This window comes from Streptomyces ureilyticus, from assembly GCF_011045025.1.
GTDB classification, from domain to species: domain Bacteria; phylum Actinomycetota; class Actinomycetes; order Streptomycetales; family Streptomycetaceae; genus Streptomyces; species Streptomyces ureilyticus.
Map to the genome: position 1 here is coordinate 1 of NZ_JAAKZX010000119.1, position 13,818 is coordinate 13,818.

Here is a 13,818-nt window from a genome sequence, read left to right on the forward strand (position 1 = left end):
GCCCTGGAGCGCGCCCACCGGCTGGCGGTCGTAGCGGAACTCTCCGTCGTAGTCGTCCTCCAGGACCAGCCCGCCGGTTCCCCGCGGCCGGCGACGACGGACGTCTCTACGACACTGTCGCCGACACGCTCGCCGGCCTGAACTGGACGAGCCTGGCGATCGTCCGCGGACGGCAGGAGCCGGACGAGGCGCCGGAGGACCGGCAGGTGTTGCGCAGCACCGTCCTCCACATCAGCCCCGACACCCTGCGGTGGGCCCAATGGGTGCTGCCGGACGAGCCGTTCCACCTGGGCGAGCTGCCGATCGCCTGGCAGGTCTGCGCCCGCGAAGAGGTGACCACGCCGCTCGCGCAGTGGTCCGCCTACTTCACCCCCGACGTCCCGGGCGAGGCCCTGGCCGACTTCCTCCTCGCGCTCGACGCCCGCGACCAGCCCACCGCCGCGTTCACCGGGCCCGAGCCGGTCCTCGACGCGGTCACCGCGCACGGCTGGCTCCGCGACGTCGACCAGCCCGACGCGAGCGCGACAGACCCGACCTTTACCTCCCACCTCAGCCTCGGCGAGGTGCCGCCCCTCATCCAGGACGGCGACCCCCGCGCCCTGACCGTCGAGGCAGACGAGTCGGGACCTGCCGGATGGCAGGCATGGGCAGAGCCCGTGCTGGGCGCGCGCTGCCTGTGGGCGGCGTCCTTCGGCGCCAGCGTGCCGCACGACCTCGTCGCCGCCTTCGCCGCCTCCCTCAGCTCCACCGCGCCGGTCCTGCGCCGGCTGCTGCCGGAGAGCACGAGGGACCGACTCCTGCGCGCCCCGGCCGGCTGAGTACCGGCGCACCGCCGCACCCAACAGCCCGGCCCCCCGATTCCTTCGGGAGGCCGGGCTGTGTGCTGTACCGGCTCCTCCGCCTCATCCGAGCTGTCCTCCGAGGGCCCTGGCGCGGATACACCGACAGCGCCCCGGCCGCTCAAGTCGCATGGCCTGGGGAGCTGTGGCGTGGGAGGAAGGAGCGTCAGCGGGATGCTGTCGCCTTGGCGAGAGCCTTGTAGAGGTGCCGGTCGACGAGGGCTGGCGAGCCCGAGACGGTCAGCAGTACGTTCCCGGAACGGATCGCGGTCTGCTTGACTACGCTGTCCCGCCCGCCGGCGGAGAAGGTGAGGAGCATGCTCCACCGCTCGTCACCGAGCTCGGGCGCGGACATCCGCTGCGTGGAGACGTCGATGACGGTGGTGCCCGCGAGGATCTGATACTCCGGGCAAACGGTCATCGCCGCGAAGATCCGGCCGGTGCCGTCGGAGAGCTTGTCGGCGGTGTCGCTGTACAGCTCCTCGGACACTGCCGAGTCGCTGTCGCCCGTGTAGGTGAAGGACGCCTTCTCCTTGCGGGGGAAGTCGAGCGAGCCTCCGGTGATCGCATCGCCGCCGAGTTTGGCCAGGGCGGGGCAGCCCAGGACGGTGACGTCGTCGTGCTGGACGGAGGGCTCGGACGTGCGGGTGTAGCCGGTGCCGAGGTCGCTCTCGTCGAGCAGGAGGGGCTCGAGTGCGGCAGACGACAGCGGCGCCGTCTGTCGCTCGCCGTTCGCCGGAGTGCCGGTGCGGGCGGCGGACGAGGCGGCGGGCTTCGCCTCGCTGGAGTCGGTGGAGCAGGCGGGCAAGGCGAGGACGGTGACGGCGGTGAGGCTGAGGGCGGTGGCGACGCGAACACGCACGGAGAGACCCCTTGTGCTAGGTGACGGTTGGTCAGTACGGGCTCGTGGGCCCGGGTGGGGTCGTAGGGGAGTGGTGTCAGTGGCCGAGGTGGCGCAGGCAGTCCTCGAACGTCGCGTGCGTCGCGTCCGAGGGGCCTGAGTGCCGGTTGAACCAGGCGGTATCGAGGCGCGGTTCGAGCTGCTGGTGCCCGGCGCGGCAGCGCAGCCACACCTGGCCGCGGGTGGCGATGATGAGCCAGTCCCGGTATCTCTCGCACGCGGTACAGGCGACGACCTCGTCGCCCAGGATCACCGGCCAGGGCCAGGGCATCATCCGGCCCTCGACCTGGTCGTGGCTGGGCACCCGCAGCTCCGGCGGCAGGAAGTCGTCCACCACGGGCGCCGACTCAGCGGGCGGTTCTGGGGCGGTGGCCGGCTGCGCGGGGTGCGATGGCATCTGGTTCGCGATCACGCGCGCCTCGAACTCCGCGTGCTTGCGCAGTATCCCGGCCATCTCTGCCTCCGCGCGGCGGCGCCGTATCCGGTGGAACAACCGTGGTCCTCCCTCGTCTCGTCCTGCACACACGATGATCGTGCCGCAACTGCCTGACCAGCTTCTATTCAAGAAGTCCGTAGTTATTGCCTGGGGCTACGAGATTCGGACCGTGCCTGTGCGGGCCGCTTCGCTCGGTGCGTGCCTCGGTCTGTTCCGTGATCGCCGAGTGCCATGTCGGTGGTGTCTGCGGGGAGGCTCGCGGCCCGGCGAAGCCGCCACACCAGCACGTCACTGACCGACTCCGCACTCCCCAACTCCCGTTGTCCGGCCGCTTCGGCGAGGAGGACGGCCGGGTCGTAGCCGGCGCTCTCGGCGTCTGCGAGGGTGGCGGCGAGGGCGTACCAGCCGGGCTCGGCCAGGATCTGCTCGGCCAGCTCCGGCAGCGCCGCGCGCAGCATGGCCGTCTGCCGCTGCCGCAGGGGGCGGCCCAGGCGTCGGCCGCGCTGGTAGAGGGCGCCGAGGGGCTGCGCGGCGGCGGCCTGGTAGGCGGCGCGCAGGTGCTCGGCGGCCTGGCGGGCGGCGGCGGCCTGCTGCGCGTGGTTGTTCTTGGCGTGCCAGTGGGCGGCGGCGGTGATGAGGAAGAACAGCATGTCGATCGCCATCGCGGTGGTCGCGCCGTCCTCGCCGCGGCCGAGCGCGGGACCGCTGTAGACGAGGTCGCGGGCGGCCTGCCGCAGAGCCCGGTCGTGCCCGCGCTCGGCGCGGACGTGGGAGCGGGAGGCCCGCTCGAACGCCCAGGCCGCTTCCCGCAGCTCGCGGCGGGTGTGGGCGGCGGAGGTCTTCGCCAGCGCGTCCAGGACCTCCCCGGCCGCCGCGATGTAGGCGGCGGCCACCGCGTCGTCGCCGTGCTCGAGGACCAGCACCGCCTGCCACGCGGCCGAGGCCGTACGGCGGCGCGCGAAGGCCGCGCCACCCGGCGCCGGCTCCCGCGACGCGGTGTCCGGGGCGTGGCCGTCGGCGGACCAGCGTTCCCGTACGCGGGGCAGGGACAGGTCCGGGGCGAGGCGCGCGCCGGGGTAGAACACCGCCTCGCCTTGGGCGTTGAGGTCGTCGGGCAGGGCGACCGTGTACCCGAGCAGGTCACCGGAGGGGGCCACCCGCTTGCGGATCAGCAATCCGGCGGCGGCCAGCCGGTCGAAGAACTCGGTCTCGCTGGCTGCGCCGGCCACTGCGCGGCGTACGGTCTCGCGCAGTTCCTCCCGCGCGGTGCGCTGTCGGCCCTGGCGCTCGGCCTTGTGGCGTTCGGCGCTGGTGGGCCGCTGTGCGGCGGTGCCGTCGCCCTTGTTGAGCCGGCGCAGGCCCAACTCCGCTTCCAGGGTGCGGGCTTGGGCCTGGACGCGGGCGGCGTCGTGGTCGAGGTCGGGCTTGTAGCCGTCCTCCTGGACGAGGGTGGCGACGATGTGGATGTGGTCGTCGGCGTGCCGGACGGCTGCCCACCGGCAGCCTGCGCCTTGGTCGGGGTCGTCGATGCCGGCGGCGGCGACCATGCGGCGGGCGATGTCGCCCCATTCTTCGTCGCTGAGGGTGCGGTCCTCGGCGGCGTTGCGTACGGACAGGTGCCAGACGTGCTTCTTGGGTCGCTCGGCCTCGTCGATGTTCTGCAGGGGCTGGTCGAGGAGCTGTTGGAGCTGCTTGAGGGTGGCGGAGGTGTCGCGGCCGGGGTCGGGGGCGTTGTGGTCGAAGGAGGCGACCAGGTGCGGGTCGGTGTGTTCCTCGTACTGGCCCGGCTCGTACAGGTAGTACAGGAGGCCGAGGGTGTGCTGCCCGCGCTTGTGGATCCTGGGGATCATGCCGGTGGGGTGTTCCTAGCCCTGGTCGAGGAGCTGTTCGGTGGCGTGCTGGACGCATTGGACGGCCCGTTCGGTGGCGGCGATGACGGCGTCGAGTTGGGGCGGGTGGGCTCCGGCGTTGATGGCGCGGGTGATCTGGTTGAGGTTGTTGCCGACGTGGCCGAGGTGCCGGCGGGCGGCGAACAGTTCGGCGACGAGTTCCCGGCGTCCGGCGATGGCGGCGGCGGTCGTATCGAGGTCGCGGGCGGCGGCGAGTCCGCTGCGGGCGAGGAAGGCGGGCAGACTCGTGCGGGTGGTGGTCGCGGCGGCGGTGAGCAGGGTCTTCTCGTCGTCGTTCAGGCGGACGCTGCACACGTAATCACGCTTGTGCGCGGGCGGTTTCGGTGAGCGCTTGCGCGAGGTCTTGGTTGCGGCGCGGCGCTTGCGCGGCGACGGCTGCTTGTCCGGCTGCGATCCGCCCTCGGTCGCTTCCGTGTGGACCAGCGCCCCCCGGTGCTGGTCCGCTCCCGCCACCCCCGGGGCGGGATCTGGCCGAGACGCCTTCCCCGACGGGGAAGAGTGTCTCGGCCGATAACTTGCTCGCGGTGAGGTCGAGTTGAGGGTCAGCTCACCTGGGATGGGGGCGAGGCTTGGGTTCGGGTTCGTCACCACCCACCGTCCTGAGCGTCGTGGATGACCTCCAGGATGTCGAGGACGAAGTCGAAGGCATCGTCCACGTCGGTCAGGTGATGGATCTGCTCGTCGGGGGAGATTTGGACGAACCACTGTCCCTCAGGACCGTCTACAGCCGAGTGAAGCAGACCGTGCTGGAGGAACGTGCGCAGGAAGGCCCAGATCAGGCGGCTTTCGAACTGGTCGGGTACGGCTGCACGCGTCATGGTGAACTCCTTTGCGGCGGGGCGGTGGCCCGGCTCGCGGCCGGGCCACCGAGGTCGGATGGGATAGAGGTAGGCGCTTGACCTGTGGCTTTGGGCCGTCAGCCGCACTCGGGGCACCGCCCGACGTGCCGACTGAGCGCCTTGGCCATGTGCTGCTTCGCTGACAGCGCGTGCTTCGCGCTGCTCTTCGCCGCCGGCCTGCCGGCATGCCGCTCGGAGTGAGCGCTCAGGAAGCCGATCTCCCGCTCGAACTCCTGGCGGATCGTGGTGAAGCGGCGGCAGGTCTTCATCGGGCGGTACTCCTTGTCGTGGTGGTGGCCTCGCTCCGCAGTCGCTGCAGGACGAGGCTGAGTCGGTCGTTCCGGCCGCCCGCGAGGCCCTCGCGCCGGATGATCTCCCGGAGCTGGACTCGGGTGACGGTTTCGTTGCCGTCTCGTGCCAGGAGGGCGGGGACGTGGGGCAGGACCTGCTTGACGAGCTGGTCCACGGACGCCTGCAGTTCCCGCGATGGGCGCTGCGTCTGCTGGCCGCGGGACCGGCCGCCTCGCTTGCCCTTGGCCTTGCCTGTCGGCTTCCGCGGGAGCGGGGCCTTGCGTCCCCGGTCCCCGGTTGGGTCGGTCCCCGTGTCGGTGTCGGTGTCGGTGTCGGTGTCGGTGTCGGTCGGTCCCCGGTCCCCGGTGGGTCCGGTCCCCGACTCGACGTCGGCTGGCCCCCGGTCCTGTCCGCGGGGCTGAGTAGGCACTTCGTGTGGCTGGTCCCCGGTCCCCTGGCCGCTGTCGAGGGACCAGCCGGTCCCCGTGTCGGACCCTTCGGTCCCCGCTTCTGGGCTTACGGTCCCCGCCTCACGGTCCCCGGCCCTGGGGACCGTGCTGCCGCCGGGTGCCGGGGCGGTCCCGGGGACCGGTCCCCTTTCTTCCCGCGCGGACCGGTTCCCGGCCGGGCCGGGGTGGGGACCGCCGCCGGGGACCGCGGCTTCCAGCAGGGCGGTGCCGCCGGTGGGTTCGGGGACCAGGCCCGCTGCGTTGGAGTGCGGGGACCAGGGGGAGGGCAGGGGCACGGTGGCGAGGGCGAGTGCGTGCCGGCGGGCGGCGAGCTGGTTGAGCAGCTCGGCCCGCTGGGCGGGGTCGGTGCCGACCGAGGCCCGGCCGATGGCCTTCGACAGCCGTCGGGCGAGCCGTCGGCCTCGGCGGCTCGTGCGCTGCTCGGGGGTGCGTTCGGCGAGGCGGGCGGCGAGGGTGACGGCTCGGATGGTGGCCCGGTCGCGGGTGATCTGTGCGGCGTCGCGGTCCCGGGCGGCGATGCCGAGGCGGGACAGCAGCCGCTCGCGCGCCTCTCGCCCCAGGGTGGCGAGCAGTCCGTGGGAGGCGGCGCCGGGGGTGCGCAGGCGCAGTTCGATGCCCATGGCCAGGTGCCACAGCATGGCCGCCATGACCGGGCCGACGAAGGCCCGGACGGTGCCGCCGACGGGGCCGCTCTCGGCGTAGGCCGGGATCACCTGCACTGCGGTGATGACCCAGACCAGCGTGCCCGGCAGCCCCGGCGCGCCTTGGGCGGACAGGTTCTGGCGTGCCATCAGGGCGGTGGCGAACAGTGCCAGTTCGGCGGCGGCGAACATGGCGGCCCGCTCGGCGGTGCCGGCCATGTCGAGGTAGTCGGCGGCGAACCGCCAGCTGGTGTCTGCGCTGTAGGCGGTACAGCCGAGCGCAGCCAGCGCGGCGACCTTGACCGCGGGGCTACCCGAACGTTCCTTCTGCGGGCCGGCTCCCCGGCGGAGGATCGCCCAGCCGGCCAGGGCCAGGCCGACGATGGCGGGGATGCCGACCGCGAGGAGGACGGACAGATCCGTGCCGGCGCCGAAGGACAGGGAGAGGTGGGTCATGCGGCCTTTCCAAGAGGGGCGTGCGCGGAGGGCGACGGCACCGGGCGGGAGATCGGCTGCTCCTGGACGGGCCGGCCGGTCGCGGGCTGGCTCGCGGCCGGCTCAGGCCGCTTCCGCTTCTTCTTCCGCCGCGGGGGCACGCCCAGGGTGAGGTCCCGGTGGAAGACCTTGTGGGCGGCCTGGGTCAGCAGGTCGCGGGCGTGCTCCTGGCTGACCCGCAGGGCGACGGCGAGCCGGTCGGCGCGCCAGCCCCGGGCGTAGGCGTGGTCGATGACGACCTTCCGTTCCTTGGCGGTGAGGTGCACGTCACGGCCGTTGAAGAACGCGATCACCCGGTTGTAGTCGAGGCGTTGGGGCAGCCCGTCGTGCCACGGTCGGCGCTCGGCCTCGGTGAGCCCGCCCCAGACGCCCTCCTTGAGGACGTTTTCCAGGGCGTAGTTGAGGCAGTGCCGCTTGACCGGGCACTGGCCGCACAGGGCCTTGGCCTCGGCGATGGCTTCGTGGTCCCGGGGCAGCGGGAAGAAGGTCGCGTCGGCGTCCTCGGGGTCCATGCCGTGGCATACGCCGTGCGTGTGCCAGCTGGTGTCGCCGATGCCGCGCAGGCCGGTGGCCGGCGTGGCATGGCTGGTGATGGCGCGCAATTTCTGTCTCCGATGTGCTGCCGTCGGGCGGTCGGGTCCGGCGGCGGGCGGACGGGCGTCAGTCGTCGGCTGCGGCGCAGGTCGGGCGCCGCAACCAGGCGGAATGGTGGGGTGCGGCGGTGCACCGGACGGGGTGCACCGAGCGGGTGTGCCGGTTCAGGCCATCGCGGGCTGCTGGGCTGCGGCGAGGTCGACGCGGCCGGGGTGCGGGGTGGCGCGGGGCGTGTTGCCGCGTGCGTCGCCGTCGAGGCCGACGCGCCGACGGCGGCACGGCTCGCCGACCTGCGCGTGGCACCACGCGCACTCGACGCCGAGGAAGTCCGGCTGGCCCTGGGCGATGGCCGCCTCGTGGGCCGCGCGGGCGGGCCGGTAGGGGGCGAGCTCGGCGCGGACGTCATCCGGTACGTACCGGCCGATCGCCTCGAGATGCGGTTCGAGGTCGGGAGGGACCCGGCCGCTGGTGAGCTGCCGGAGCGTCGTGGGCGGGGCGGCTCCGGTGGCGACTGCGCGCCGTGTGCGCACCAGTTCGGCCTGCCAGGCGGCCTGGTCGTCCGGATCGGCGGCCGGAGTGGGGTCGGTGTGCCGCTGCAGGCGGTCGCGCCGGTAGGCGCGCCACTTGCGGGCGATGTCCACCGGCAGGATCGGGTACGGCGAGTCGAGGATGTGCCCGCGGGCGACGACGCGGGTGTCCCAGCCGTGCGTGGTGGCCAGCGGCACGTCGCCGAGCAGCTCGTGCCACTGGGCGATCTGGTCACGGGCCTCGCCCTGGTCGGTGCGGATGAGGCGGGGGTCGAGTCGGCCGAGGTAGGCCAGCAGGGCGCCGACTTCGTGGGGGGTCACTGGGCTGCTGCTCCGTTTCCGGTCGGCTCGTCGAGGGCGGCGAGCAGGGCGGCGGTGTGGGCCTCGGCGCGGGTCATGCCGCCTGCGAGGGCGGGGCCGCTGCCGGGCAGGGCGTAGAGGTTCGGGCTGCCCGGGGTGCGCTCTCGGGCGACCCAGGACCGCCAGTCGGCAGCCCAGGCGCCTGCCGAGCGGGGTTTCCAGGCCGCGCGGTGGGCGCGCCACTTCGCGTCGGAGGAGCGCAGGCCGTCCTCGCCGAGGCGGGCGAGGTGGCCTTGCTGGCGGGCCCAGGCGTGGGTTGCTGGGTCGACCTGCCAGTCGCCGGCGGGGGTGACGGCAGCACTACTACTGCTGCCCTTACGGTTCACCTTCGGTTCACTACGGTTCTGGGGGTCGGATTCCGATCCCTTCAAGGGTCGGAATCCGGCACGTCGGGGGGTCGGATTCCGACGCGAGGGGCCGGAAAGCGTACCGGCCGGATTCCGGCGGGAGGGGTCGGAAGCCGTACCGTCCTGGGGCCAGATTCCGTACGGCCGAAGCTCCTCGACCCTCAGCTCGGGCACCGGATCCGCCTCCGTTGCCGGCGAGACCTCCGCGGCCGGGTCCTCCTCCTCGGCGGCCTTTGCCTTGATCAGGAACGCTGCGGTGAGGGGCAGGCGGTAGACCGTGGTGCGCTGCGGGCCCTGGAGGTCGTCGCGCTGTTCCAGCTCGCCGCTGGTGATGAGCTTGTCGAGGGCGTCGCGTACCGCGGTCCGGCTCGCGTTCGTGCGCTCGATCAGGCTGGACAGCGAGGCCCAAGCGGCGCACTGTTCGTCGGGCACCCGGTCGGCGATCGACAGCAGGACCAGGCGCGCGGTTCCCCGGCTGGAGCTGTGCTCCCACACCCACTCGCGGGCGTCGCTGCTCATCGGCCGCTCCCGGCCGACACGTCGGAGGCGTGCGCCTGCACGGTGGCCGGGGCGTGCTCACGCCCGGGGCGGGCGGATGCGGGAGGGAGGGCGGCTGCCGCGCAGGCCGGGCCGTCGGGCCTTTTGCGCAGGGCAGAGCGCATGTAACACTCTCCTTCGGTGTTGCCACGCTGAGACGCCCGGTGGAAGGGATCAGCGTGGTGATGGTGGCGATATCCGCCCTTGCCGGGGCGGTTCGTGCCGTGAAGCGTTCGGCGTCCGGGAGTTGCACCTCTCGGGCGCCGTCGCTGTATGCGGGCCTAGCAGGTCCGGAGTACGCGCGTGCCGTTGCTCCTCGTCGTCCTGCCGGGCGGGCTGCCCGGGGACGACGAACATACGCACGACCCTGCGTCAAGATCCAGACTTGGTTCTTAAACCCTGTAGAAGTCGCGCGGCCGGCGCGAAGTGGGGCGGGCGGTTGTCCGCAACAGGAGACAGCGCGAGTTCTTCTCGGTCGTCACCGTGCCAGGACACTCGGCGGCTGTCTCGATGATCTGCGCGTCCGCCCGTGGGAGAGGAACGGCGGGCATGCCCAGGACATCCTGCCGACCGTCGGGCGGCGCGGCCCGGCCGCTGCCCCGTTGCGACGTCACGGGTCCTCAGTGGCGGTGTCCGCACGGCGCCCCCTCCCCGTTCATCTGAGCTTCGAAAGCGCCATCTGCGCATTCGCATCAGTCGATATCGACGCGATCACCATAGACCAGCGAAGATGGATCACGTCAACTGGTGTGAATGGAATGGTCGTGTCTGACGGTGTATCGTTCACGTCAGTCGAAACGATCAACCCTCGAGGTCACGGAAGGACGGGCCGGTATGGGTGAAGGAGTAACTCCGGAGCAGCGCACCCTCGCGCAGAAGCTCGACCACCTCTTCCTGACGATCCACCCAAGAGGCCGCGGTCCGTACACCCACGAGGAAGTGGCATCGGCCATCCAGCGGTCGGGAGGGGCCACCATCTCGGCGAGTTACATCTGGAGTCTGCGGACGGGCAAGAAGGACAACCCGACCATGAAGCACCTGGAGGCCCTCGCCGGCTTCTTCGGCGTCGCCCCCGCCTACTTCTTCGACGACGAGTCCTCCGAGCGGATCGACGCCCAGCTGTCGCTGATCGCTTCCATGCGGGACAACCATGTGGTCGAGGTCGCCACCAGAGCCTCCGGCCTGTCGGTGGAGACTTTGGAGACGATCAAGGGATTTATCGAGCGAGCCCGCACCCTGGAGGGGCTCGCCGACGACAAGGAGTCCAGCGGGTAAACACAGAGCGACCGCCAGGTGTGCCAACGTTGACCGGCCGCACGTGTGACGCATGCCACTTCTTAGGGCGGTCCGTTCAGTAGACGGTGGCGCTGAGGTTTATTGCCGCTCTATTCGGCCTTGATCAAGTGATGCCGAATCAGGCGAATCCCTCGATCGCTACGTCTTGGCGTATGACCAAGGCATATTTCTTGAACGTTGACGTATTGTTCCGGTGCCGGAATACGGGGTTCCGGCGCCGCCTCTGCTGCGGTCACGTCCAGCGCCACCTGCGGAGCTGAGTTGTACTTGCGTAGTCGACGAGAGCAGCCGGGTGACGGACGTCAGGGCCGCCCGGACTTCGAGGACCTGCTCGCCACCATCGATATCCCAGACCCCTTCGACGTCCAGGTCCTCTGCGACCGGATCGCGGCGCAGCGTGGTCGTGCGCTCCACCTGCACAGCGTCCCGGGCATCTCCGGTACCGACGCCCCCTGCGGTGTCTGGATCGCTACCGAGAAGGCCGACCACATCTTCCACGAGGCGGCGACCAGCCCGCTGCACCAGGACCACATCATCTTGCACGAGATCGGCCACATGCTCCTGGGGCACAGATCGATCATCAACGGTGTCCAGTCAGCAGGCGGCCTGTTCGCGGACATCGATCCCGCCACCGTGGTCAGTCTCCTCACCCGGGCCAGCTACGGCACCGAGGACGAACGGGACGCCGAGCGATTTGCAGGGCTGATCGCGGGCAAAGCAGCCGCCCCCCGCACCACCAAGCCCGCGCGCAGCGGTGTCCTCCAGCGCCTCGGCGACGCGCTCAGCGACTCATAAGCGGGCCCCGGAATGATCGACACACTTCCTGCGGTCCTGCTGTGGCTGGTCACCGCGTGGCGCACCCCGGCTGCGTGGCGCGATCCGAGCAAGCGAGTCCTGTGGACCGCCTTCCTCGCCCTCGCCGTCGCCATGACGCTCAGACTCCCCACCGTCGCCGCACCCGTGGACGCCGCCCTCCGGATCAACAACCTGAGTTCCCTGGGCAAGCACCTCGGCGGCATCGTCGCCGCGCACGCGGTGCTGACCTTCGTGCACAACATGGCCGAGGAGAAGGCGTCCGGGCTCAAGTCCTCCCGCCTCCACCTCCTCGTCCCCGTCGGCACGGCAGTCATCATCACGGCGCTGTTCTTCGCCACTGCTCAGCCGCACGAGGCGGTCGACCTGCTCACCGAGTACGCCACCGACTGGCGCATCGCCGCCTACGGAGGAGTGTGGACCGGCTACCTCGGCGCGGCGCTGTTCAGCGCCTCCCGGCTGTGCTGGCGCTGGGGCCGGCAGCCCGGCACCGGCCTCCTCGGCCGCGGCCTGCGTCTCATCGGCATCGGCACCACCGTCGGCATCGCCTATGCCGTGCACCGCGTGGTCTCCGTGGTCCTGCGATTTCTGGGACACAGCCCCATCCCGGCCGACACGAGTGAGGCGATCAGCGGTCTGCTGCTCTTCACCGCGTTGCTCTTCATCGTGAGCGGCAGCACGCTGCCCGCCGCCGGACGCTTCCACCGCTGGTGCCGCGAATACCGCGACCTGCTGCAGCTGTACCCGCTCTGGCTCAGCCTCACGGAGACCGTAGCGTCCGTCCGCCTCGACCCGCCCCGGCACAGAACCTCTGAGATCCTCCACCTCCGTCACGTTCGAGACCGGCTGTATCGCCGCACCATCGAGATCCGAGACGCCGTCCTGGCCCTCAGCGATCACGCCCCCGGCAGCCTGCGCGACCAGGCCCGCGCCCACGTCGCGGCCTCCGGCCTCATCGGCGCCCAGGCCGACATCGCGGCGGAAGCCTGCTGGATCACCTGCGCCCAGAAATCCCGGCAGCGCAACGAGCCCTCGTCCGGCGAGCCCCTGCCGCCCGCCAGCGGCGGCCGGGATCTGCCCAGCGAGATCCACGCGCTCAAACAACTCGCCCGGGCCTACGACTCTGACCTCACCCACACCTTCGCCGCCAAACTCGACCACGCCCGAACGCTGGAGACGACACAGTGACCGAGTCCCGCACGGCCCGCCTCATCACCGACACCCTGACGCCGGCCAACCTCGTCATCGGGATACTGCTGATCATCGGCTGGCACAGCACAAGCAGTGTCACCGGGATCGGCTGGGGCCTGCTGGCCGCCCTGTTCTGCGGCGGTATCCCGTTCGCCGTCATCATGCTCGGCGTGAAGCGCGGCCACTGGACCGACAAGCACGTACGCGTCCGCGAGCAGCGCGCCGTCCCTCTCCTGGCCACGATGGCGTCGGTACTGATCGGCATCTCACTGCTCGTCGCTCTCCAGGCACCCCGCGAGGTCTTCGCCCTCGTCGTTGCCATGCTCGTCGGCCTCGTCGTCACCATGCTCGTGACCATCTGGTGGAAGGTCTCGGTCCACACCGCCGTCGCCGGCGGTGTGGTTGTGATCCTGCTCCTCGCCTACGGCGCGCACGTGGCCCCGCTGGTACTCGGCATCGTGGCCGTGGGCTGGTCTCGCGTCGTGCTCCGTGACCACACTCCGGCCCAGACGGTGGTCGGTGCCCTGCTCGGAGGGCTGGCCGCCGCAGTTGTATTCAGCGCGATGCGCTGACGAACTCTGGTGGGACTCCAGACGAGCCGTGTCCTGGGTGCGCGACTGACGGTCCACTCGCTCGGGTCGTAGGGGAAGGGGGAGGGGCCGGCGAGTGGAAGCGGCTGGTCGAGGAAGGTGCGCTTGGTGTCCGGGGGCACCGGACGGGCCGACGGTCACCGGGCCGCCTGCTTCTTCTCAACGCGGGTGGTCACCGCCCGGGCGATCAGAAGCGCCGCACAGTTCAGGAACATCACCGTGGCGATCTCGCTGGACTCCTGGGGTATCTGGGGGAAGTCGTCGGTCTCCAGCAGTCCCTGAAGCGCGACGAATCCGCCGATGGCGAAGCAGGCGAGGAATCCGGCTTCCAGGAGACGGCGGTAGAGCATGGACGTGATCTTCTCTCTCGTCAGGATTGCTCGCCGGGCGTGGCAGCTTCGGCGGTGAGGTGGCGGTCCGTGAAGGCGGCTGGTGCAAGGGCGACAACTGCATGATCGTCGACCGCACCAGCGACTTCGGCGACCCGTTCACCGTCGTGGGTTGCCATGGACGTCTTCGGCTACACGTAGCTGGAGGCTCGTTGAGACTGCCTCGGTCGTGCTGAGACGGGACATCGGCCCTTTACGCCTTTGGCCTGGAGAATCCAGGCGCCTTGCTGGCTCTCTTCCGGCGTCCGAGGTGTCGGCCCCGACGTTCGGCGTGGCCGTTGCCCCGCTTCTCGGCGTCGAGCGAAGTGCAACCGCTGTAGACATGGCTCGGCGCATGAGCGGTGACCTTGGT

Annotated in this window: 16 protein-coding genes and 1 pseudogene; 5 read left to right on the plus strand and 12 right to left on the minus strand. The window is 71.2% G+C overall.

Annotated features, from left to right (window positions below; all coding sequences use genetic code 11):
* Window positions 1–86: 86 nt before the first annotated feature.
* Window positions 87–818, plus strand: a pseudogene (locus G6048_RS29990) (DUF317 domain-containing protein); the annotation flags it as partial.
* 187 nt (window positions 819–1,005) lie between these two features.
* On the opposite strand, the gene G6048_RS29995 reads toward G6048_RS29990, so the two are convergent.
* The 11 genes from G6048_RS29995 to G6048_RS30045 form a co-directional block, all read right to left on the minus strand.
* The gene (locus G6048_RS29995) at window positions 1,006–1,701 is read right to left on the minus strand and encodes a hypothetical protein (protein WP_165342742.1); all 696 of its coding nucleotides are present in this window, start codon (window positions 1,699–1,701) and stop codon (window positions 1,006–1,008) included.
* Between the two features lie 76 nt (window positions 1,702–1,777).
* Window positions 1,778–2,194, minus strand: a complete 417-nt coding sequence (locus tag G6048_RS30000; protein WP_235990493.1) for a hypothetical protein — start codon at window positions 2,192–2,194, stop codon at window positions 1,778–1,780.
* A gap of 122 nt (window positions 2,195–2,316) precedes the next feature.
* Window positions 2,317–4,026 (minus strand): relaxase/mobilization nuclease domain-containing protein, encoded by a 1,710-nt coding sequence (locus G6048_RS30005; protein ID WP_165342744.1) that lies wholly within the window; start codon window positions 4,024–4,026, stop codon window positions 2,317–2,319.
* A gap of 15 nt (window positions 4,027–4,041) precedes the next feature.
* Window positions 4,042–4,539: a plasmid mobilization protein gene (locus G6048_RS30010; RefSeq protein WP_165342745.1), complete on the minus strand. Its 498-nt coding sequence runs from the start codon at window positions 4,537–4,539 to the stop codon at window positions 4,042–4,044.
* A 131-nt stretch (window positions 4,540–4,670) separates the two neighbouring features.
* Window positions 4,671–4,904: a hypothetical protein gene (locus tag G6048_RS30015; RefSeq protein WP_165342746.1), complete on the minus strand. Its 234-nt coding sequence runs from the start codon at window positions 4,902–4,904 to the stop codon at window positions 4,671–4,673.
* Between the two features lie 98 nt (window positions 4,905–5,002).
* Window positions 5,003–5,194, minus strand: a complete 192-nt coding sequence (locus tag G6048_RS30020; RefSeq protein ID WP_165342747.1) for a hypothetical protein — start codon at window positions 5,192–5,194, stop codon at window positions 5,003–5,005.
* Window positions 5,191–6,783 carry a hypothetical protein gene (locus G6048_RS30025; RefSeq protein ID WP_165342748.1) on the minus strand — a complete coding sequence of 531 codons (1,593 nt, stop codon included), beginning with the start codon at window positions 6,781–6,783 and terminating at the stop codon, window positions 5,191–5,193. The genes G6048_RS30020 and G6048_RS30025 overlap by 4 nt, the downstream gene beginning before the upstream one ends.
* Entirely contained in the window at window positions 6,780–7,424 is a 645-nt protein-coding gene (locus tag G6048_RS30030) for a WhiB family transcriptional regulator (RefSeq protein WP_165342749.1), read from the minus strand. The genes G6048_RS30025 and G6048_RS30030 overlap by 4 nt, the downstream gene beginning before the upstream one ends.
* A 156-nt stretch (window positions 7,425–7,580) precedes the next feature.
* Complete coding sequence (locus G6048_RS30035) at window positions 7,581–8,264, minus strand: zinc finger domain-containing protein (protein ID WP_165342750.1); 684 nt, start codon at window positions 8,262–8,264, stop codon at window positions 7,581–7,583.
* A complete protein-coding gene (locus tag G6048_RS30040; RefSeq protein ID WP_165342751.1) occupies window positions 8,261–9,169 on the minus strand; it encodes a helix-turn-helix domain-containing protein in 909 nt (302 codons plus the stop codon). The genes G6048_RS30035 and G6048_RS30040 overlap by 4 nt, the downstream gene beginning before the upstream one ends.
* Complete coding sequence (locus G6048_RS30045) at window positions 9,166–9,312, minus strand: hypothetical protein (protein ID WP_165342752.1); 147 nt, start codon at window positions 9,310–9,312, stop codon at window positions 9,166–9,168. Before G6048_RS30045 ends, G6048_RS30040 begins: the two co-directional genes overlap by 4 nt.
* Before the next feature lie 709 nt (window positions 9,313–10,021).
* Between G6048_RS30045 and G6048_RS30050 the strand changes: the two genes are divergently transcribed.
* The 4 genes from G6048_RS30050 (at window position 10,022) to G6048_RS30065 (ending at window position 13,059) form a co-directional block, all read left to right on the plus strand.
* The gene (locus tag G6048_RS30050) at window positions 10,022–10,462 is read left to right on the plus strand and encodes a helix-turn-helix domain-containing protein (RefSeq protein WP_165342753.1); all 441 of its coding nucleotides are present in this window, start codon (window positions 10,022–10,024) and stop codon (window positions 10,460–10,462) included.
* A 288-nt stretch (window positions 10,463–10,750) separates the two neighbouring features.
* Window positions 10,751–11,278: a hypothetical protein gene (locus tag G6048_RS30055; protein ID WP_206342298.1), complete on the plus strand. Its 528-nt coding sequence runs from the start codon at window positions 10,751–10,753 to the stop codon at window positions 11,276–11,278.
* A gap of 12 nt (window positions 11,279–11,290) precedes the next feature.
* Entirely contained in the window at window positions 11,291–12,484 is a 1,194-nt protein-coding gene (locus G6048_RS30060; RefSeq protein ID WP_165342754.1) for an MAB_1171c family putative transporter, read from the plus strand.
* Entirely contained in the window at window positions 12,481–13,059 is a 579-nt protein-coding gene (locus tag G6048_RS30065) for a phosphatase PAP2 family protein (protein WP_165342755.1), read from the plus strand. Before G6048_RS30060 ends, G6048_RS30065 begins: the two co-directional genes overlap by 4 nt.
* Window positions 13,060–13,214: 155 nt before the next feature.
* Here G6048_RS30065 and G6048_RS30070 read toward each other — a convergent pair whose 3' ends face one another.
* On the minus strand, window positions 13,215–13,427 hold the full coding sequence (locus G6048_RS30070; protein WP_165342756.1) for a hypothetical protein: 213 nt from the start codon (window positions 13,425–13,427) through the stop codon (window positions 13,215–13,217).
* Between the last annotated feature and the right edge of the window lie 391 nt (window positions 13,428–13,818).

Coding starts and splice junctions, on each gene's coding strand:
- G6048_RS30000 (WP_235990493.1), bottom strand. CDS start 2,194: ATGGCCGGGATACTGCGCAAGCACGCGGAGTTCGAGGCGCGCGTGATC.
- G6048_RS30005 (WP_165342744.1), bottom strand. CDS start 4,026: ATGATCCCCAGGATCCACAAGCGCGGGCAGCACACCCTCGGCCTCCTG.
- G6048_RS30015 (WP_165342746.1), bottom strand. CDS start 4,904: ATGACGCGTGCAGCCGTACCCGACCAGTTCGAAAGCCGCCTGATCTGG.
- G6048_RS30020 (WP_165342747.1), bottom strand. CDS start 5,194: ATGAAGACCTGCCGCCGCTTCACCACGATCCGCCAGGAGTTCGAGCGG.
- G6048_RS30025 (WP_165342748.1), bottom strand. CDS start 6,783: ATGACCCACCTCTCCCTGTCCTTCGGCGCCGGCACGGATCTGTCCGTC.
- G6048_RS30040 (WP_165342751.1), bottom strand. CDS start 9,169: ATGAGCAGCGACGCCCGCGAGTGGGTGTGGGAGCACAGCTCCAGCCGG.
- G6048_RS30045 (WP_165342752.1), bottom strand. CDS start 9,312: ATGCGCTCTGCCCTGCGCAAAAGGCCCGACGGCCCGGCCTGCGCGGCA.
- G6048_RS30050 (WP_165342753.1), top strand. CDS start 10,022: ATGGGTGAAGGAGTAACTCCGGAGCAGCGCACCCTCGCGCAGAAGCTC.
- G6048_RS30060 (WP_165342754.1), top strand. CDS start 11,291: ATGATCGACACACTTCCTGCGGTCCTGCTGTGGCTGGTCACCGCGTGG.
- G6048_RS30070 (WP_165342756.1), bottom strand. CDS start 13,427: ATGCTCTACCGCCGTCTCCTGGAAGCCGGATTCCTCGCCTGCTTCGCC.